Below are 19,170 nucleotides of genomic sequence, written 5' to 3'. Positions count from 1 at the left end.
CCCTCGTAACTACGGTGTGCTCAGCCCTTGGTGGCACCGGCGGCGATGCCGGTGACCAGCGAGCGCTGGAGGAGCAGATAGACGATCAGGCTGGGGATGAGGGCGATGACCGCACCGGCCAGCACCACCCCGGAGCCGACCTCGGGGTCGGTGCGCAGGATGGACAGGGCGACGGTGACCGTGTAGTCGGTGGGGTCCTTGGAGGCGATCAGGGGCAGCAGGTACTGGTCCCAGATCATGATGAAGCCGAGCACGCCGGCCACACCGAGCGCGGGCTTGCACAGCGGCAGGACGACCTGCCAGAGCATGCGCAGCTCGCCGACGCCGTCGAGGCGGGCCGCCTCCTCGATCTCGGTGGGGATGTCCTTCATGAACTCGGTCAGCATCATCACCGAGAAGCCCCAGGCGCCCAGCGGCAGGATGACGCCCCACACCGTGCCCTTGAGGTCCAGGTGGACCACCGGGACATCGCCGAGGACCAGCGACAGCGGGATCGCGATGACCTCCTCGGGGAGCATCAGCGTCATCATGAACAGCATCATGATCAGCGCCTGGCCGCGGAACCGGTGCCGGGCCAGCGCGTACGCGGCGAGCGTGCACACCACGAGCTGGAGCAGCAGTCCGCCGCCCGCGATGACGAGGGAGTTGCCGAGGTAGTCCCAGATGCCGCGCTCGCCCGCCACCTTGAAGTTGAGCAGCGTGCTGTCGTGCGGCAGGAACGACAGCGAGGAGCCGCTGGGGTTGGTGCTGAAGGCACCCGAGAAGATGGTCAGGAACGGGGCGGCGAAGATGCCCAGGGCAATCGCGCAGAGCAGGATCCGCAGGGTCCAGGCCAGACCCGGCTTGTCGTTCCAGCCGAGTGCGGTGTCGAAGCGGGCCGGCGTGGTGCGCTGGGGCTTGGCGGATCTCCGGGACGGTGACTTCGCGGCGACCGGACGGACGGGTTCGATGACGGGGGCGCTCATCGCACGTCTCCCCTCTTGCGGAAGTGGTTGACCGTGACGGTGAGCAGCAGCGTCACGCAGAGCAGCACGACCGAGGCCGCGGAGGCGCCGCCGATGTCGTTGCGGGTGAAGCCGAGGGTGTAGGCGCGGGTCATCCAGACCTCGGTGGATCCGGCCGGGCCGCCGCCGGTGAGGACGTAGACCTCGGTGAACACGCGCAGTCCGCGGATCGCGGCGAGCGTGAGGACGATACTCAGGGCCGGACGGATCGCGGGCAGGGTGACGTGGCGCAGGCGCTGCCAGAGCGAGACGCCGTCCATCGCCGCGGCCTCGTACAGCGTGCGGTCCACCCCGGCGAGGCCGGCGAGGATGATCACCATGTTGTAGGGGGCCCAGATCCAGATGCCCATGACCATCGTCGAGTAGAGGGCGAGGTTCGGGTCGTCGAGGTACTGCACGGGCCCGAGTCCGAGCAGATGGAGGCCGCTGTTGAGGAGGCCGTCGGAGGTCGGGTAGTACATCAGCCGCCACAGCTCACCGACGACCGCGGTCGCGGTGACGGCGGGGAGGAAGACCGCGGTACGGATGAACTTCAGTGAGCGTGCCTGGCCTTCGAGGAGCAGGGCGAGGACGAAGCCGAGGAGGATCGCGCCGAGCGACTGGCCGATGCCGAGGACCAGGGTGTGGCCGATGGCGTCCTGGAAGCGGTGGTCGCTCAGGACCCGGGTGTAGTTGTCGAGGCCGGTCCACTTGTCGCCGAGGAAGGGGCGTACGTCGTGGAAGCTGAGCCAGACGCCCTTGGCCATCGGCCAGAACTTGAAGACGAGGGCGAGCAGCAGACCCGGTGCCAGGAACAGCCACGGGATGACGGCCTTCTTGCTGATCGCGCCGAAGACTCTGCGCGCCGCGGGGGTGGTCACGGTAGCGGTCATTTCAACAGGTCCTGGTCCTTGAGGTCGCCGGCGAGGGTCTTGTTGAGCTCCCCCAGCTGGGAGCGCACATCACTGCCGCAGTAGGTGAAGATGGCGTTCAGGCTGTCGGCGGTGTCCTGTTTGATCGGGGCGAAGTCGGGTGCGTTGGGGAACTGCTGCGAGGCGTCCTCGTACGCCTTCTGCACCACACTCCAGCGGGGGTCGCCCCGGACCTCGGCCGCGTCCAGCGTGGAGTTGACGGGGATGCGGACGACGGGCTGGTTCTTGCCGGTCATGGCGAGCTGCTGGCCCTGCGGCGAGATGAGGAACGCGGCCAGCGCCCGCTCCTGTTTCGTCTTGCCGGTCTTGGCGCCGAAGTAGATGTTCTCGCCGTCGGCCAGCACGTCGTCGCCGGCCGGGCCCGCGGGTGCCGGGACCACCTCGTACTTGTCCTTGCCGAGGGTCGTGTCGAAGGTGGCGATGTTGTAGGGGCCGGTGAGGTACATCCCGGCGTTGCCGTCCTGGAAGTTGGTGGCCGTGCCGGTGACCGCGGTGACGGCGCCGGGCTGGATGACAGCGTTGTCACCGCAGAAGAGGTTGTCCTTCATCCAGGTCACGGTGTTCACGGCGGCCGTCGAGTCCATGGCGGGGGTGTAGGTGCCCTTGCCGTCCGCCTTGATGATCTGGGCGCCGCCCTGCCAGAGGAAGCTGGCGCCCCACCAGGCGGCGTAGCCGTTCTGGGCGCTGCCGGGGACGACCATGCCGTAGGTGTCGGCCTTGCCGTCGCCGTCCGGGTCGCGGGTGGCGAACGCCTTGGCGACGGTGAGGAGTTGCTGCCAGGTCGTGGGCGCGTTCAGACCGAGCTTCTTGAGCCAGTCCGTACGGATCATCAGGGTCTGGGCCTGGCGCGAGTACGGGATGCCGTAGTGCCTGCCGTCGATGCCGACGGTGGAGGACCAGGTCTTTTCGGTGATCTGGTCGCCGCCCGCGATGGAGGCGGGGGTGATGGGCTTGAGCAGGCCCTGGCTCTGGTAACTGCCCATCAGCGCCGTGTCGTTGATCATGACGTCCGGCAGGTCCTTGGTGGACGCGCGGCTCTGCAGCTGCTGGTCGAAGTTGATGACCGGCTGGTAGTCGATCTTTATGCCGGTCTTCTTGGTGAAGGCGGCGAAGACCCGCTCATAGGTGGCGGCCGGGTCCGGGTTGCTGCGGGTCCACACCTCGAGCGTGTTCGGGTCTCCGCCGCCGGCGCTGTCGGAACCGGAGCCGCAGGCGGCCGTTCCGAACGCCAGCGCCGTGACGGTGAGCACGGCGGCCAGGCGGCGACTTCGTCGGCGATCGCCCATGAACATTCTCCGTTCATATCCGTGAACTGGCTTCACGAATCTAAATGATCGCCCAAGCTAAGAATCGTTACCGGGGTATGTCAAGACATGGATCGGAGATTTCACCGAGGTCACAACTTCCCCCACGGACCCACTCCACGGGCTACCGTTTCCGCACTCCCCACGCAGCGGTTCGGACGGTTCGCCAGTGCAAGCAGCTCTCTCCCCGGTCATCGCGGCCACCGCCCAGTGGCTGACGTGCGCCTACCCGGCCTCCGGCGGCGCCCTGGCCTCGGCCCTGTGCGAGGTGCAGGCCCGGCAGGCCGTCACGGTCGCGGCATGGCTGCGCTACCCCACGTCGATGGATGCCGCGCTGGTCGAGATGGCGGGCCCCGGCGGCGCCGCGCGACTCGACCGGATCACCGGCGGGGACCGGCACCACAGCGCCGACGGCGAGGCCTGGCGCACCTGGGTGGACGAGGTCGTCGCGAGCTGGGCCGCCTGTCTGCTGACCGACCCGGAACTGGCCCGCCTCGCCGCGGCCACGGTGGGGGAGGGCGACCACACGGCCGGGACGCCCTTCGAGTTCCGGCGGCTGCTCGCCCCGGACGAGCACGACCGGCGGGCGGCGGCCCTGCTGCGCCACCCCGACCTGGTCGCGCCCGTGGCCGAGCTGCACCACGCCCGGCTCCTGGAGCGGCTGGGGTCGCCGGACCAGGCGCTCATCGCCTGAGAGCGTTCAGGACACCGGGCCCCGGCACCGACCCGACCGGGCCACGCGGAACCCCACGTCGTCCACCCGGAACGTGGGATGACTGCGACGCCGCACGGAGGCCCGGCAGCTCCAGTGCTCGTCGAACCAGCCACCGCCGCGCAGTACCCGGTAACCGCCGTAGACCTCGGCGTCGTACACGTCCCAGCACCACTCCCACACATTGCCGAGGGTGTCGTGCAGCCCCCACGCGTTGGGTCGCCTGCCGCCCACCTCGTGGATCCGCTCGTCCGAGTTGCCGCGGTACCACGCGATGTCGTCCAGGGGGCCGTAGCGCGGGCCGGTCGTCCCGGCGCGGCACGCGTGCTCCCACTCCGCCTCGGTCGGCAGCCGGTAGCCGTCGGCCGAGGCGTCCCGGTCGACGTGATCACCGCCGGAGGCGAGACGGTAGGCCGGCTTCAGCCCCTCGCGCTCGGACAGGGCGTTGCAGAAGCCGACCGCGTCCCACCACGAGACGCCCTCGACCGGCAGCCGCTCCCCGTCGGCCGCGGCCGGACGCAGACCGGTGACCTGCTCGTACAGTGCCTGGGTGACGGGGTGCGCCGCGAGTTCGCAGGGCGCGACCTCGACCGCCCAACTGCGTTGCGTCCTGCGGTCCGACAGCGTGACCCGCCCGGCCGGGACGGTGATCATGTCCATGAGCGGGGGAGTCTATCGGCGCAGGCCCCGCAGCCCGACGACGAGATCGCGGGGCAGGCCGTGGGTGTCATGGAGGTAGTGGTAGTCCTGGTCGCTCAACTGCCCTTGGTACTGCGGGCGGGAGAGGATCCGCCGGCCCTGTTCCAGGAGCTTGCCGAAGCGGCGCTCCTCGTCCAGGAGCACCGTGCGGACCGGAGTGGTGCCGCCGGGCAGACGGAAGTGGTCCAGGGTGTGCTCTACGAGCTCCGGCGGCAGGTCGGACAGGGTGCGGGTGGGGTCGTGCTGCCAGAGGGTGGTGAGGGTACGGCGGACCAGGCGCCGCAGGACGTAGCCGCGGCCGGTGTTGGACGGCCGCACACCGTCGCCGATGACGACGATGCCGGACCGCAGATGGTCGCGGACCAGCCGCAGTGACGGCGTCTCGTCCAGCTCCCACAGCGGCGGAAGCAGCCGCGTCCAGGGCTCGAACAGGTCGGTGTCGTAGACCGAGTCGTGGCCCTGGAGGACGGTCACGAGGCGCTCCAGACCCATGCCCGTGTCGATGGAGGGCTGCGACAGCGGGGAGAGGCTGCCGTCCTCGTGGCGGCGGTAGCGCATGCTGACGTGGTTCCAGACCTCGACCCAGCGTGGGTCGGTGGTGGGGGTGCCCTCGGGTGGGGTGTCACCGGTCCAGAGGAAGATCTCCGAGTCGGGGCCGCACGGGCCGACGGGGCCGTTGGACCACCAGTTGTCCTCGCGGGTCTGTTCCACGGGCAGCCCCAACTCCCGCCAGGTGCGCAGGGATTCGGTGTCGGGGCCGACCTGGTCGTCCCCGCCGAAGACCGTGACGTACAACTGCCCGTCCGGGATGCCGAATCCGTCGTGCAGCAGCTCGTATCCCCAGCGCAGGCTCTGCGAATGGCCGTAGTCGCCGAGCGACCAGGAGCCCAGCATCTCGAAGACCGTCAGATGCGTGGAGTCGCCGATCTCGTCGAGGTCGGTGGTGCGCAGACAGCGCTGGACGTTGACCAGGCGCCGGCCCTGAGGGTGCGGGCGGCCTTCCAGGTACGTGGTGAGGGGGTGCATCCCGGACGTGGTGAACAGCACCGGGTCCGGGGGCGGCGGCAGCAGGGTGCTGCCGGTGATGAGGTGGTGTCCGCGCTCGACGTAGAAGTCCGTGAAGGTGCGCAGGATCCGGTCCGTGTTCATGGCGGTGTTCCTTCGGGTCGGGGGACCGGAAAGAACCGCGGGGACAGAGAAGAAGAGGCGCACTGCACCGGCGGTCCGTTTCCGGCCGCCGGGGGATCGGTGAGGTCAGGCGTCGGCAGCCGGGGAGCTGGTCGCTCGCGCGGCTGCGGTGTGGGTGTGCTCGATGACCTCCATGGATCAACGGTAACCGGCGGTGCCGGGGACGTCCTCCGGTTTTCAGTCCGTCCCGCCGGGAGTGATCAGCCCGGTCTCGTACGCCAGGACGACGGCCTGGACCCGGTCGCGCAGATCCAGCTTCGACAGGATGCGGCCGACGTGGGTCTTGACCGTGGTCGGGCTGAGGAAGAGCCGGTCGGCGAGCTCGGCGTTGCTCAGACCCGTCGCCAGCAACCGGAGCACCTCCATCTCGCGGGGTGTCAGATCGGAGAGGTCACGGTGCAGGCCCGGAGCCGGGCGGGCCTCCTCGCGGTGCGCGAAGCGCTCGATCAGCCGGCGGGTGATCGCCGGCGCGAGCAGGGCGTCCCCGGACTGCACCAGGCGTACGGCGGCCACCAGATGCTCCGGGGTGACGTCCTTGAGCAGGAAGCCACTGGCGCCGGCGGTGAGCGCGGCGTACACGTAGTGGTCGAGGTCGTACGTGGTGAGGATGATGACCCGGGGGCCGTCCGCGCCCTCCTCCGTGAGAATGCGGCGCGTCGCCTCGATCCCGTCCATCCCCGGCATCCGGATGTCCATGAGGACCACGTCCGGCCGGGTGCGGCGGACCGCGTCGACCGCCTCCGCTCCGTCGGCGGCCTCGGCGGTCACCTCGATGCCGTCCGCGGCGAGGATCATCCCGAAGCCGGTGCGTACGAGGGCCTGGTCGTCGGCGATGACGGCGCGCAGCTCCGGTCCGCTCATGCCGTCCGCCACGGGATGAGGGCCCTCACGCGGTAGCCGCCGGCGAGGGTCGGACCGGCGGCCAACTCGCCGCCGTAGACCGCGAGTCGCTCTCGCAGCCCGATCAGCCCCCGGCCGTTCCCCTCTGTCTGTGGAGCGTCACGGACGGCTCCGGTGTCGGTGACCTCGATCTGGAGGACCTCCTCGGCGTAGCCGATCGCGACCGAGGCTTCCGCGCCGGGCGCGTGTTTGATCGTGTTGGTCAGCGCCTCCTGTACGACGCGGTACGCCGTCAGATCGATCCCGGGCGGCAGTGGATCCGGCGGGAGCGAGACCGCGACGCCCACCGGAGTCCCGGCGGCGCGCACCCGCACGATCAGCGCGTCGAGCTGCGCGAGGCCGGGCTGGGGTTCCAGGGCGTCGGGCTGTTCCACGTCCGGGGCGGCCAACAGGCCCATCACATGGCGCAGTTCGGCCATGGCGGCCCGGCCGCCCGCCTCGACCGCCAGCAGCGCTTCCTTCGACCGCTGCGGCGCCACGTCCATCACCTTGCGCGCCGCCCCTGCCTGAATGACCATCACGCTCACATTGTGGGTCACGACGTCGTGCAACTCGGCGGCTATGCGGGCCCGTTCCTCCTCCACGGCCCGGTGCATCGCCTCCTCCTGGTCCCGCTGGAACTGCGCGAGCCGCTCGCGGTCGGCCGACAGGCGCCGTCGCCAGTAGCGGACGAGACCGGCCGTCATCCCCGCGATCAGCAGGACCACCGCGGGGCTCGACCACCCCGGCAGGATGGGTTCCGTCTCCCGGAAGGCGAAGCCGGCCAGCACCGCTGCGAAGACCATCGCCGCCGTCGCCACCGTCCGGTGCCGGCTGTGCATGACGGCGCTGTAGGCGGCGATGACACAGGTCAGCACGTTGATCCAGGAGGCGTCGTCGCCGATGGCCAGCACCGCGGTCATCAGCACCGCGAACGCGGCGAGCGGGAACCTGCGCCGGACGGCAAGAGGCAGTGCCGACAGGACGATCAGTGGCCAGGACGTGGAGTACGCCTCTTCCGGGACGAACCGCGGTCCCGGTGGCACGGGTCCCGGAGGCACCGCAGGACGGGGCAAGTCCGGGACCCCGTACTCCACCTTCCCCACGCTGGCCGGCCCGTCGCCGGGATAGCGCGCCGCCACGACCAGCGCGATCGCGGTCAGCAGTACCGCCAGGACGACGTCGGCAGTGAGCGCACGCCGCGACAGCGGGGTACGCCTCGGCTCCGGCCGCACGGCCGCGCGCATCTGACGCAGCCAACGGTTCACGGTCTCCATCGGCACATTGTGGGGCCCGCGCCGAAGCGGACGCGTCCGCCTGTGAGGCCGACGAACCGTCCTCCTGGCGTACTTCGCAGGGATGACCCCGCGATCGGGTCCTCCGCGGGAAGGGCCCCATGTCGGTGCCCCGGGCGACGCGGTGAACGAGCCCGCGCCCCTACCTTCGCTGAGCCTGAACCCCTTCGACGCGAGGACCGACTCCATGACTCATGTGATCGAACTGACGGGCGTGGCAAAGCGCTACGACAGTGCCGGCGCACCCGCGCTCGGACCGATCGACCTCGGTGTCGCCCAGGGCGAGGCTCTCGCCGTCACCGGCCCCTCCGGCAGCGGCAAGTCCACCCTGCTGAACCTCGTCGCGGGCCTCGACAAGCCCACCACGGGCACCGTGACCGTGGCCGGACAGCAGGTCGACCGGATGAGCGAGCACGCGCTGGCCCGGTTCCGCCGCGAACAGATCGGCATGGTCTTCCAGTTCTTCAACCTGCTCGACGACCTCACCGTCGCCGACAACATCCAGCTGCCCGCCCAGCTGACCGGAACCTCCCGGCGCAAGGCGGCCGGCCGGGCCGGGGAGCTCATGGAGGTGCTGGGCATCCAGAAGCACGCCGGCGCCTACCCCGGCCGGCTCTCCGGCGGTGAGCGCCAACGGGTCGCGGTGGCCCGGGCGTTGGTCAACCGGCCGGCGCTGCTGCTCGCCGACGAGCCGACCGGTGCCCTGGACAGCGCCTCGGGCCAGGACGTCCGGGAGCTGCTGGTCGACCTGCACCGCGGCGGGCAGACCATCGTGCTCGTCACCCATGACCTGGCCCTGGCCGAGGCGTGCGCGAGCCGCACGATCCACCTGGTCGACGGTCACCTCGCCCTCGATACCCGGACGGAGGCCGTGCGATGAGCGCCCTCGGCCGGGTCGTACGGTCCGGGGTCGGCCGGCGCCGGGTACAGACCGTGGTGATCGCCCTGGCCACGATGATGGCCGTGGCCTCCGCGGTGGTAGCCGGCTCGCTCATGGTCGCCACCAACGCTCCCTTCGACCGCGCCTTCTCCCGGCAGAACGGGGCCCATCTCACCGCGGAGTTCGACCCGGCCAAGGTGAGTACGGCCCAGCTGACGGCCACGCGCACGCTGGACGGCGTCACCGGGACCGCGGGGCCCTACCCGTCCACGACGATCCACGGGGTGGACGACCAGGGGCGGAAGACACCGGCGATGACGCTTGTCGGCAGGTCCGACCCGGACAGCGACGTGGAGCGACTGGACCTCAAGTCGGGCCGGTGGCCGACGAAGACCGGTGAGATCGCCCTCTCGGAGTCGTTCGAGGGCCCCGCCTTCAAGCTGGGATCCACCCTCAGGGCCTCGGACGCCGACAACAGCCCGACGCTCACCATCGTCGGATTCGCCCTGTCCGTCGGCAAGACCGCCGACGCCTGGGCGACCCCCGCCCAGGTGCAGGCACTCGGGTCGAAGGACACCCCGGTCACGAGCCAGATGCTCTACCGCTTCGACTCCGCCGGCACCAAGGGCCAGATCGCCGCCGACCGGAAGCGGCTCGCAGCCGCCGTGCCGTCCGGTGCGCTCCTCGGCAGCCAGTCCTACCTGGACACCAAGCGCGCCGCCGACCAGAACGCCGCGCCGACGATCCCGTTCCTCATCGCCTTCGGCGTGCTCGGCATCGTCATGTCGGTGATCATCGTCGGCAGCGTGATCAGCGGCGCGGTCGGGACGAGCCTGCGCAGGATCGGCATCCTCAAGGCCATCGGCTTCACTCCGCGCGAAGTGGTCCGCGCCTACGTCGCCCAGGCACTCCTCCCGGCCGGCGCCGGTATCGCGCTGGGCGTCGTCCTGGGCAACCTCATGGCCCTGCCGCTCCTGGAGGACACCGAGACGATCTACGGCACGGTCTCGCTGACGGTCGCCTGGTGGGTGGACGTCCTGGTGGCGGCCGTCGCCCTGCTCGTCGTCGGGATCGCGGCGCTGGTCCCCGCGCTGCGGGCCGGACGGCTGCGGACCGTGGAGGCCATCGCCGTCGGCCGGGCACCCCGTACGGGACGCGGCCAGTGGGCCCACCGCGCGGCGGGCCGACTGCCGCTGCCTCGCGCGGTGACCTACGGTCTGGCGAGCCCCTTCGCCCACCCGGTCCGTACCCTCGCGATGCTCCTCGCCGTGGCCTTCGGCACGGTCGCGGCGACCTTCGCGCTGGGGCTGACCTCGTCACTGAACGAGGTGGCGGCGGCCGGGGACCCCGAGAGCCGCAACGACGTGAGCGTCTTCGCGGGCGGTCCCGCCATCGGCAAGGGCGAACGCGTCCCCGCACCGAACACCCCCACCCCCACGCCGGCCGACCCGGCGAAGGTGAGCGCCGCCATCAAGGCACAGTCGGGCACCGCGTTGTACTACGGCGTGGCCCAGGAGGAGGCCACGGTGCCCGGAGTCTCCGGCACCGTCCGGGTCACTCTCTACGACGGTGACTCGAGCTCCGGCAGCTACGCGATGATCTCCGGCCGCTGGATCACCGGCCCCGGCCAGGTCATCGTCTCCTCCCACTTCCTCGAGACCACCGGCACCGGGATCGGCGACGCCGTGCGGGTGACCGCCGGCAAGGACACGGCCACCCTGCGGATCGTGGGCGAGGCCTTCGACACCTCCGACGACACGCTGGAGATCCACGCGGACATCGCCGACTTCCCGGCCGTCGACCCCACCGAGTTCCGGGTCGACGTGAAGGAGGGCGTCTCCCCGACCGAGTACGCCGAGAAACTCGCCGCGGCCGTACAACCCCTTGGAGCCGACGCCTTCGCCAACTCCCCCTCCCAGCAGGACAACCTCCTCATCGTCCTGAACGCGATGGCCGCGCTCCTCACCCTCATGCTCATCTCCGTGGCCGGACTCGGGGTCCTCAACTCCGTGGTCCTCGACACCCGGGAGCGCGTCCACGACCTGGGGGTGTGCAAGGCGCTCGGTATGACGCCCCGCCAGACCGTGAGCCTCGTGCTCGCCTCGGTGGCCGGGATCGGCGTTCTCGGCGGGCTCGTCGGGGTGCCGGCCGGATTCGCCCTGCACGGCTTCGTGCTGCCGGAGATGGCGGCGGCCGCGGGCACCGGGCTGCCGCCGTCGGTCCTGGAGGTGTACGACGCTCCCGTACTGGTCCTGCTGGGTCTGGCCGGGGTCGGCATCGCCGTGCTGGGCGCGCTGCTTCCGGCGGGCTGGGCGGCCAAGGCCCGCACGGCGACGGCATTGCGCACGGAATAGCCGATCGCGCCATCAGCACAGTTTCATTACGAGAATTCCACATAAGTGCCCCCGCGGGTGATCATTGAGCACTCAACAGCATCATCCCTGGGGGGACCATGAGCCACGACAGCACGCCGCTGCCCATGCCGGGCTACACCCCGCCGCCCGCGCCCGGCTATCTGCCGCCGCAGCCGCCTCAGCGCCCGGACAGGACCACCACGGTCCTCGTCGCCGCCGCGGCCGCGGTGGTGGCCGCGGTCCTCGCAGCCGTCGTCACCGCGAGAGTGGGCGGCGACGGCGAGGCCGAGGCGGCACCGACCGTCACCGTCACCAAGACGGTCCCGGCCGACTCCGGTGACACCGTGGCGGACACCGCGTCCGACGAGCCCACCGGGGAAGCGACCGCGGAGGAAGCGGGCGAGGACTCCTACGGGTTCGACGACACGATCGTCTACGACAACGACGTGGAGATCAGCCTGTCCAAGTTCTCCCGCGCCGTCTCCAGCGACTACGCGGCGCCCGAGAACACCCCGTACGCCAAGTTCACGATCAAGATCGTCAACCGGTCCGACAAGAAGGTCGACGCGAGCATGATGACGGTCAACTGCGCCTACGGCGACGAAGGCAAGGAAGGCGAGGCCATCTACGACGACGGACTCGACGGACTGCCCGACACCAGCGTCCTCGCCGGCCGGTCCCTCTCCGTGCCCTGGGGATGCGAGCTTCCCAAGGGCGAGAACTTCCTCCAGATCGAGGTGGCACCCGACTACGAGTCGGAGACCTCCATCTTCACCGGTGAGGTGAAGAAGTAGGCGCCGCGTTTGCGCGCGACGCGGGGCCGACGGCAGGGTTCGGGGTGTGGCTACTTTGCTGATCGTGCATCACACCCCCTCGCCCAACTGCCAGGCGATGCTGGAAGCCGTCGTGTCCGGCGCCACGGCGCCGGAGATCGAGAACGTCCAGGTCGTCCGGCGGGCCGCACTGGCGGCCACCGCCTCCGACGTACTGGCCGCCGACGGCTATCTGCTGGGCACCCCGGCGAACCTCGGCTACATGTCCGGTGCCCTCAAGCACTTCTTCGACCAGGTCTACTACCCGTGCCTGGACGAGACGCGGGGCCGGCCGTTCGGCTACTACGTGCACGGCGGCAGCGACGTCACCGGAGCGGTGCGGGGCATCGAGTCGATCACCACGGGCCTCGGCTGGCGCCTGGCGGCGGACGCGGTGACGGTCACCGGGGAGCCCGGCAAGTCCGACACCGAGGCCTGCTGGGAGCTGGGCGCGACCCTGGCCGCCGGCCTCATGGACTGACCCTCAGCTCTTGACCGCCTCCGCGATCCGCAGGGCGGCCTCGGCGGGCGTGATGTGCGTGGTGTCGACGACCTCGGCCTCGGCGTGCAGCCACGTACGGGCCGCCTCGGCGTAGGGCTCGAGGTATCGGAGACGGAACGGGGAATCGGGGCCGAGAACGGTGTCGCCCGCGATGCGCCCGCGGAGGGTGGCCTGGTCGGCGTGGAGGACGAAGTGCCGTACCGGGATGGCGTGTCGGGCGAGGCCCGCGCTGATCTCGCGCCAGTACTGCTCGACCAGGACGGTCATGGGGATCACCAGAGTGCCGCCGGTGTAGTCGAGGAGGTGGCGGGCGGTCTCGACCACGAGCGGCCGCCACGGCGGCCAGTGCTGGAAGTTGTCCGTCGCGGGCAGTCCCGGCTTGATGTCCATGAGTGTCTCGCCGACCTTCTCGGCGTCGAACACCCGTGAGTCCGGGATCAGTTGCTGCACGAGTGGACTGGTCGTCGTCTTGCCCGCGCCATGGGTGCCGTTGAGCCATACGATCATGGGGCCACGCTAGCGCCGCAGCGGGCGAGGGCTGGGCCGGTCATCGAGATCAGGCGTCACCGCGCGGCCGTAGCCCTCGGCGAACTGGTGCGCTAATTTGAGCTCCAGGTCACAGGTGGACGGACACCCGTGGTGAGCGCGGGAGGTTCTCGTTGACCCCGGCACAACTACGGGCCTTCTCGGCGACCGTGCGCCTCGGGTCGGTGAAGGCCGCCGCGGCCGATCTGGCGGTGACCGAGGCGGCGATCTCGATGCACATCGCGCATCTGCGCCGGGAACTCGGCGACCGCCTCTTCACCCGCATGGCCGGCGGACTCGTCTTCACTCCCGGCGGCCTGCGGCTGGCCAGCCGCGCCGCCGAACTCCTGGGGCTCCAGGACCGCACGATCCTGGAGGTACGCCGGGCAGGTTCCGGCCGCCGTCAGTTACGCATCGCCGCGTCGAGCCTCTTCGCCGAGCATGCCGCCCCCGGGCTGATCGAACTGTTCGCCCGCCGTGCCGACGATCTGGACGTCGAGTTGAGCGTCCACGACCCCGAGCGCTTCGGCACGCTCCTGACGACCCGTGCGGTCGACGTGGCCATCGGTCCCCGGCCTGCCACCGTCGAGACCACGACGACCTGCACCCATTTCCTGAACTACCAGGTGATCGCCGTCATCGGCACCGACCACCCGCTCGCGGGCTGCGCCGCAGGCGCCACGGAACTGCGCGACCAGACCTGGCTGTTGGGCCCCTCGGCGGTCGGCCGCACCGGCATGCTGCCCTCCGTACTGCGCCGGCTGAGCGTCCCCGACCACAACCAGCGCATCTTCCAGAGCCAGGCAGCCTGTGTCGACGAGGCCAAGCACGGCAAGGGAGTCGCCCTCGCGGTGGCCTTCTCCGTCGCGAAGGACATCGCGGCAGGAGACCTCCACCAACTCAACGGCCCTCAACTCCCCGCCCGCGGCTCCTGGAACCTCCTCTCCCTCGCCGACCGCGAAGCCCCCGAAGCCGCCGCGGAACTACGCCGCTTCGTCACCACACCCCGCGCCACCCAGGCGATGCTGCGGGGGGCGGGGGTGACGGCAGGGCGGTTCCGGCCGGCGATCCATGTGACGTTGTGGAGTTAGAGGCCCAGTTCGTCGGCGAAGGCGGAGAAGGCGGGAGCCACTTCCCGCCAGGCGCACTGCCGGGGGTTCGTCCAGAAGTCGCTGCCCACGACACGCGGATCGGCAGGGTCGGTCCGGTAGTCCAGGGCGAGGGCCACGTCGTCACCCGGCCTGCGGTTGACCGCGATGAGCAGCGCCTGTTCGATGTCCAGCCAGGGCAGTTCCACAGGAGCCGGCCGGGTGCTGCCGCGTATCTGGCGGAAGAGTGCGTAGGACACCGGATCGTCGGCGAGCAGGTCCAACGGCCGAGACTCCCGCTCCATCTCCTTCGTGCTCCTCAGGAAGTCGAGCGGGTCCTCGAACCACGGGATCAGCCGCGCCAGCTCCGCATCGCCGGGATGGTGCCACCGGTCCTCCCGCAGCAGCGTGATCAACCGCGCGGGCAGGGCAAGTCCACGCACCTCCGTCTGTTCCATGGCGGACAGATTGTCATGGGCTCCGGAGCCCCCGACGGCCGGTCCCTCGGCGGGCGATCTCGCCCGGCACGCGAGACAGTTCGGCGAAGCTGCCGGCCGGCAGCAGTAGGTCGACGTACGGCAGGGCCGCTGTCATCGTCGTCGTGCGAGGGGTGAATCCGGGTGCTCCCGCGCGCGGGTTGAGCCAGATCACCAGGTGCGCCCGGCGCCGCAGGCGGGCCATAGCGGCGGCGAGGTGATCCGGGGGGTCGCCGTCCCAGCCGTCGGAGGCGATGAGGACGACCGCGCCGCGCAGGGTGCCGCCGTGGTGGGAGGCGAGGAGGGTGGTCAGGCAGTGGGCGATGCGGGTACCGCCGAAGCGGTCGGTGACGCGGTCCGTCGCCTCGGCCAGGGCCTGCCGTGGTGAACGGTGGGCGAGGGCGGGAGTGAGGCGGGTCAGTGAGGTGGCGAACGCGAAGGCCTCGGCGTGGGTGCTCAGCGTGAGCGCTCGCATCAGGTGGAGATACGCCTGGGCCTGAGCCTGCATCGAGCGGCTCACGTCGCACAGCATCACGACCCGGCGCGCCCGGTCGACCGGGCCGGTACGGACCAGCCGCACCGGTTCCCAGCCGGTGAGCCGGGCCCGGGCCGCGGTCTCGCGGATCGCCACTTTGTGTCCACCCGGCCGCACCGCGTATCGGCGGGAGCGGCGCACCGGCCACTCCCGAAGCGCCGTCTCCAGCCACACGCCCAGCAACTCCGCCTCCCGGGCGTCGAGTTGCTCGAAGGGAGTGTCCACCACGCCTGCCAGATCACTGGGCAGGCGCTCCGGGACTTTCGCCTCCAGGCCCTCGTGGTGTTCGGTGCGGGTGACGGCGGGCGGCAACGTCACCCACGGAACCCCGCCTGGAACGTCGCACGCGCTGACCGGCGTGGCCGCCCGCGCGTCGCGGGCAGGGAGCGCGTTCGGGTTGCCTCGGTCCGCCACCGGGAGCATGGCCTGACCGAAGACCGCGTCGAAGACCTCGTCGAAGCGCGCCAGATCCGCGTGGTCGCGGACGAGGGTGATGCGGGCCGTCCAGTACAGCGCCGTCCGCGACGTCGGAGGGACGGCCTCCAGCGCGCGAACGAAGTCCTGCGTGGCGGTGAGGCCGACCGCCACGTCTCGCTCCCTGAGCCGGTCGGCGAGCGCGACGGTGAACGCGGCCCGGTCGACGGCGGGCAGCAACGTCACGGTCGCGTGGCCTGTCCGGGGTAGCCCAGTTCGTCGAGCGCCCCGATGACGGCGGTGCGGTCGTCCGGGCTCTTCGCGATCGCGCTGAGCGTGCCGAGGATGTCCGCGCGGGCGGGCAGGGAGACCCGCAGCGCGGCGAGGGCGGCGACCCAGTCGATGGCCTCCGCCATGCCGGGTGCCTTGTCGAGGTCCAGTCGGCGTACCCGGCCGATGAATTCCGTCGCCGAGGCGATCAGCGGTTCGTTCGCGGCCGGTATCGAGCGGCGCAGGATCTGCGCGGCGCGCTCCGGGGAAGGGAAGTCGATCCAGTGGTACAGACAGCGGCGGCGCAGCGCGTCGTGCAGCTCGCGACTGCGGTTGGACGTGAGGATCACCAGCGGCGGACGTACGGCGGCGAACGTGCCCAACTCCGGGATGGTGATGGCCCATTCGCCGAGGAACTCGAAGAGCAGCGCCTCGAACTCGTCGTCGGCCCGGTCGATCTCGTCGATCAGCAGCACGGGCGGCCGCGGACCCGCGTGGCGCACCGCACGCAGCAGCGGCCGGTCGTGCAGATACTCCTCGGTGAACAGGTCCGCGTCGGCGAGCCGTTCGCCGTGCGCCTCGGTGAGCCGGATGGCGAGGAGCTGGCGCTGGTGGTTCCACTCGTAGAGCGCCTCGGAAGGAGTGAGCCCCTCGTAGCACTGCAACCGGATCAGCGCGGTGTCCAGTGCCCGGGCGAGCGCCTTCGCCAGGCTCGTCTTGCCGACACCGGGCTCGCCCTCCACCAGCAGGGGCCGGTCCAGGACCGTGGCCAGGAAGAGGGCCGTCGCGGTGCCCTCGTCGACCAAGTGGCCGACCCTGTCGAGACGTTGGCGTACGTCGTCGGCGTCCGTGAACAGCTCGCTCACCGTTGCGCGGCGTCCTCGACGAGGGGCAGGGCGGTGCGCGGCGACCGTACGGCCCGCACCACCTCGGCCAGGATCGACAGCGCGATCTCCGGTGCCGTACGGGCGCCGATGTCGAGGCCGGCCGGGGTGTGGACGCGTGCCCGTTGCCTTGCGTCGAGGCCGAGATCGGCGAGGAGGGCGGAGCCGCGACGGTGACTGGCGACCAGCGCGATGTACGGGACACCGGCGTCGAGCGCGGCGCGCACCGCCTCGGCGTCGCCGTGGCCCTGCCCCGCCACGATCACCGCGGTCGCGTGCTCGTCGGGCAGGGTGCGGGCGGTGGTGTACCCGAGGACGTCGGCCAGCGCGACGAAGGCCTCGGCGATCGGTGTGTCCCCGACGACCACGACGAGCGGCGGCGGCAGCACCGGCTCCAGGAAGATCTCCAACGCGCCTCCGGACAGACAGGGATTGACCACGACCTGTGCGCCGGGCGCCTCCGGGAACGACGTCCCGCCCTGCGGCAGGACCCGCAGCAGCAGCGGCGTCCCGCCGACCAGGGCGCCCAGCGCGGCCGTACGCACCGACCCCTCCGCACAGTGGCCTCCGACGAACCCGTCGATCGTGCCGTCTCCGTGCACGATCGCCTCGTCGCCCGGATGCGCGGACGCCGGGGCCTGGGCGCGCACCACGCGCGCGTGCACGAACGGCACCCGTCGCTGGGTGAGTTCGAGTGCCAGGGCGCTCACGTCGCCGCCCATCAGATCGGCGGGGTGGGACGGCCCTGCATGGCCTCCCACACCCGCGACGGTGTGAGCGGCATGTCGGCGTGCCGGACGCCGAACGGCTTGAGGGCGTCGACCACGGCGTTGACGATCGCGGGCGGTGAACCGACCGTCGCGGACTCGCCGACCCCCTTGGCCCCGATGGGATGGTGAGGGGAGGGCGTGACCGTGAACCCGGTCTCCCAGTCGGGTACTTCGAGCGAGGTCGGGATGAGGTAGTCCATCAGCGAACCGCTCAGACAGTTGCCGTCCTCGTCGAAGGCGATCATCTCCATCAGCGCCATGCCGACGCCGTCGGTGAGCCCGCCGTGCACCTGCCCCTCGATGATCATCGGGTTGATGCGGGTACCGCAGTCGTCGACCGCGACGAACCGGCGTACGGTCACCTTCGCCGTCCCCGGATCGATGTCCACCACGCAGATGTAGGCGCCGTGCGGATAGGTGAGGTTCTCCGGGTTGTAGCAGATCTGCGCCTCCAGGCCGCCCTCGACGCCGTCCGGCAGATCGCCGGCCCCGTGGGCCCGCATCGCGATGTCCTGGATGGTGACCGAGGCCCTGGGGTCGCCCGCGACCTGGAAGGAGCCCTTGGCCCACTCCAGGTCGGCGACGGACACCTCCAGCATCGAGGACGCGATGAGTCTCGCCTTGTCCCGCACCTTCCGGGCGACGAGCGCCGCCGCGGCTCCGGAGACGGGCGTGGACCGGCTGCCGTACGTGCCCAGACCGAACGGCGTCCGGTCGGTGTCCCCGTGCACCACCTCGATGTCCTGCGGCGGGATACCGAGCTCCTCGGCGACGATCTGCGCGAACGTCGTCTCGTGTCCCTGCCCTTGCGACTGCACCGACAGCCGGACGACCGCCTTGCCGGTGGGATGCACCCGCAGTTCGCAGCCGTCCGCCATGCCGAGCCCGAGGATGTCCATGTCCTTGCGCGGCCCCGCGCCGACCGCCTCGGTGAAGAACGACACCCCGATGCCCATCAGTTCGCCACGGGCCCGCTTCTCGGCCTGCTCGGCCCGCAACTCCTCGTACCCGGCCATCTGCCGGGCGAGCTCCATGGTGGGCGCGTAGTTCCCGGAGTCGTAGACCCAGCCGGTCCTGGTGCGGTACGGGAACTGCTCGGGGCGGATGAAGTTGCGCATCCGCAGTTCGACCGGGTCCATCCCCAGCTCGTACGCCAGACAGTCCACCATCCGCTCGACCAGGTACACCGCCTCGGTGATCCGGAACGAGCAGGCGTACGCGACCCCGCCGGGCGCCTTGTTGGTGTAGACGGCCGTCATCCTGCAGTAGGCCGCTTCGAGGTCGTAACTGCCGGTGAAGACACCGAAGAAGCCGGCCGGGTACTTCACGGGCGCGGCCGTCCCGTTGAACGCGCCGTGATCGGCCAGCACCTGGGTGCGCAGGGCGAGGATCTTCCCGTCCCGTGTCGCCGCGATCTCCCCGCGCATCACGTAGTCGCGGGCGAAACCGGTGCTGATCAGGTTCTCCGAGCGGTCCTCCATCCACTTCACCGGCTTGCCGGTGAACAGCGAGCCGACGATCGCGCACACATAGCCGGGGTAGATGGGCACCTTGTTGCCGAAGCCGCCGCCGATGTCGGGGGAGACGACCCGGATCTTGTGCTCGGGCACTCCGGCGACCAGCGCGTACAGCGTGCGGTGGGCGTGCGGGGCCTGGGTGGTGGACCAC

The 19,170-nt window shown here is 70.8% G+C and carries 19 protein-coding genes; 6 read left to right on the top strand and 13 right to left on the bottom strand.

Translation table 11 applies throughout. The features are described 5' to 3' along the window. Positions 1 to 20: 20 nt before the first annotated feature. From ACWD3I_RS45305 to ACWD3I_RS45295, 3 genes are read right to left on the bottom strand one after another with little or no spacing between them, the layout of a single operon-like run. The gene (locus ACWD3I_RS45305; RefSeq protein ID WP_365413592.1) at positions 21 to 965 is read right to left on the bottom strand and encodes a carbohydrate ABC transporter permease; all 945 of its coding nucleotides are present in this window, start codon (positions 963 to 965) and stop codon (positions 21 to 23) included. Further along, the gene (locus ACWD3I_RS45300) at positions 962 to 1,876 is read right to left on the bottom strand and encodes a carbohydrate ABC transporter permease (RefSeq protein WP_267016603.1); all 915 of its coding nucleotides are present in this window, start codon (positions 1,874 to 1,876) and stop codon (positions 962 to 964) included. The genes ACWD3I_RS45305 and ACWD3I_RS45300 overlap by 4 nt, the downstream gene beginning before the upstream one ends. Beyond that, positions 1,873 to 3,201: a sugar ABC transporter substrate-binding protein gene (locus ACWD3I_RS45295; protein WP_451084382.1), complete on the bottom strand. Its 1,329-nt coding sequence runs from the start codon at positions 3,199 to 3,201 to the stop codon at positions 1,873 to 1,875. The genes ACWD3I_RS45300 and ACWD3I_RS45295 overlap by 4 nt, the downstream gene beginning before the upstream one ends. A gap of 187 nt (positions 3,202 to 3,388) precedes the next feature. Between ACWD3I_RS45295 and ACWD3I_RS45290 the strand changes: the two genes are divergently transcribed. After that, positions 3,389 to 3,913 (top strand): hypothetical protein, encoded by a 525-nt coding sequence (locus tag ACWD3I_RS45290; RefSeq protein WP_451084381.1) that lies wholly within the window; start codon positions 3,389 to 3,391, stop codon positions 3,911 to 3,913. Positions 3,914 to 3,919: 6 nt separating this feature from the next. Here the strand turns inward: ACWD3I_RS45290 and ACWD3I_RS45285 are convergent, their stop codons facing one another. The 4 genes from ACWD3I_RS45285 to ACWD3I_RS45270 all read right to left on the bottom strand — a co-directional run bounded on the left by ACWD3I_RS45285 (position 3,920) and on the right by ACWD3I_RS45270 (position 7,974). Continuing rightward, complete coding sequence (locus ACWD3I_RS45285) at positions 3,920 to 4,585, bottom strand: formylglycine-generating enzyme family protein (RefSeq protein ID WP_451084388.1); 666 nt, start codon at positions 4,583 to 4,585, stop codon at positions 3,920 to 3,922. Between the two features lie 18 nt (positions 4,586 to 4,603). Then, positions 4,604 to 5,779 carry an alanine--tRNA ligase-related protein gene (locus ACWD3I_RS45280; RefSeq protein ID WP_451084380.1) on the bottom strand — a complete coding sequence of 392 codons (1,176 nt, stop codon included), beginning with the start codon at positions 5,777 to 5,779 and terminating at the stop codon, positions 4,604 to 4,606. A 216-nt stretch (positions 5,780 to 5,995) separates the two neighbouring features. Continuing rightward, a complete protein-coding gene (locus tag ACWD3I_RS45275) occupies positions 5,996 to 6,679 on the bottom strand; it encodes a response regulator (protein WP_451084379.1) in 684 nt (227 codons plus the stop codon). After that, positions 6,676 to 7,974, bottom strand: a complete 1,299-nt coding sequence (locus ACWD3I_RS45270; RefSeq protein WP_451084378.1) for a sensor histidine kinase — start codon at positions 7,972 to 7,974, stop codon at positions 6,676 to 6,678. The genes ACWD3I_RS45275 and ACWD3I_RS45270 overlap by 4 nt, the downstream gene beginning before the upstream one ends. Before the next feature lie 205 nt (positions 7,975 to 8,179). Between ACWD3I_RS45270 and ACWD3I_RS45265 the strand changes: the two genes are divergently transcribed. The 4 genes from ACWD3I_RS45265 (at position 8,180) to ACWD3I_RS45250 (ending at position 12,519) form a co-directional block, all read left to right on the top strand. After that, entirely contained in the window at positions 8,180 to 8,872 is a 693-nt protein-coding gene (locus tag ACWD3I_RS45265) for an ABC transporter ATP-binding protein (protein WP_365414129.1), read from the top strand. Further along, a complete protein-coding gene (locus ACWD3I_RS45260; protein WP_451084377.1) occupies positions 8,869 to 11,226 on the top strand; it encodes an ABC transporter permease in 2,358 nt (785 codons plus the stop codon). The genes ACWD3I_RS45265 and ACWD3I_RS45260 overlap by 4 nt, the downstream gene beginning before the upstream one ends. 98 nt (positions 11,227 to 11,324) lie before the next feature. Continuing rightward, positions 11,325 to 12,020 carry a hypothetical protein gene (locus tag ACWD3I_RS45255; RefSeq protein WP_451084376.1) on the top strand — a complete coding sequence of 232 codons (696 nt, stop codon included), beginning with the start codon at positions 11,325 to 11,327 and terminating at the stop codon, positions 12,018 to 12,020. A 46-nt stretch (positions 12,021 to 12,066) separates the two neighbouring features. Further along, complete coding sequence (locus ACWD3I_RS45250) at positions 12,067 to 12,519, top strand: flavodoxin family protein (RefSeq protein ID WP_365413731.1); 453 nt, start codon at positions 12,067 to 12,069, stop codon at positions 12,517 to 12,519. Positions 12,520 to 12,522: 3 nt separating this feature from the next. On the opposite strand, the gene ACWD3I_RS45245 is transcribed toward ACWD3I_RS45250, so the two are convergent. Next, positions 12,523 to 13,047, bottom strand: coding sequence for an ATP-binding protein (locus tag ACWD3I_RS45245; protein WP_365413729.1), 525 nt, complete (start codon positions 13,045 to 13,047; stop codon positions 12,523 to 12,525). Between the two features lie 152 nt (positions 13,048 to 13,199). Here ACWD3I_RS45245 and ACWD3I_RS45240 point away from each other — a divergent pair, with 152 nt between their 5' ends. Further along, a complete protein-coding gene (locus tag ACWD3I_RS45240; protein WP_365413727.1) occupies positions 13,200 to 14,156 on the top strand; it encodes a LysR family transcriptional regulator in 957 nt (318 codons plus the stop codon). On the opposite strand, the gene ACWD3I_RS45235 is transcribed toward ACWD3I_RS45240, so the two are convergent. The 5 genes from ACWD3I_RS45235 to ACWD3I_RS45215 all read right to left on the bottom strand — a co-directional run. Further along, positions 14,153 to 14,611 carry a hypothetical protein gene (locus tag ACWD3I_RS45235; protein WP_365413725.1) on the bottom strand — a complete coding sequence of 153 codons (459 nt, stop codon included), beginning with the start codon at positions 14,609 to 14,611 and terminating at the stop codon, positions 14,153 to 14,155. The genes ACWD3I_RS45240 and ACWD3I_RS45235 overlap by 4 nt on opposite strands. Before the next feature lie 13 nt (positions 14,612 to 14,624). Beyond that, entirely contained in the window at positions 14,625 to 15,824 is a 1,200-nt protein-coding gene (locus tag ACWD3I_RS45230) for a vWA domain-containing protein (protein WP_365413723.1), read from the bottom strand. Further along, positions 15,821 to 16,714, bottom strand: a complete 894-nt coding sequence (locus ACWD3I_RS45225) for an AAA family ATPase (protein WP_365413721.1) — start codon at positions 16,712 to 16,714, stop codon at positions 15,821 to 15,823. Before ACWD3I_RS45225 ends, ACWD3I_RS45230 begins: the two co-directional genes overlap by 4 nt. Then, positions 16,711 to 17,493, bottom strand: a complete 783-nt coding sequence (locus tag ACWD3I_RS45220; RefSeq protein ID WP_365413719.1) for an XdhC family protein — start codon at positions 17,491 to 17,493, stop codon at positions 16,711 to 16,713. Before ACWD3I_RS45220 ends, ACWD3I_RS45225 begins: the two co-directional genes overlap by 4 nt. Continuing rightward, positions 17,454 to 19,170 (bottom strand): aerobic carbon-monoxide dehydrogenase large subunit (locus tag ACWD3I_RS45215; RefSeq protein ID WP_365413717.1); only part of this gene is annotated, 1,717 nt, incomplete at its 5' end. The genes ACWD3I_RS45215 and ACWD3I_RS45220, both read right to left, overlap by 40 nt.

The organism is Streptomyces sp. NPDC002817 (assembly GCF_053592055.1).
Note: the sequence above shows the minus strand (reverse complement) of the source record. Positions and strands in the feature narration are given on the sequence as shown.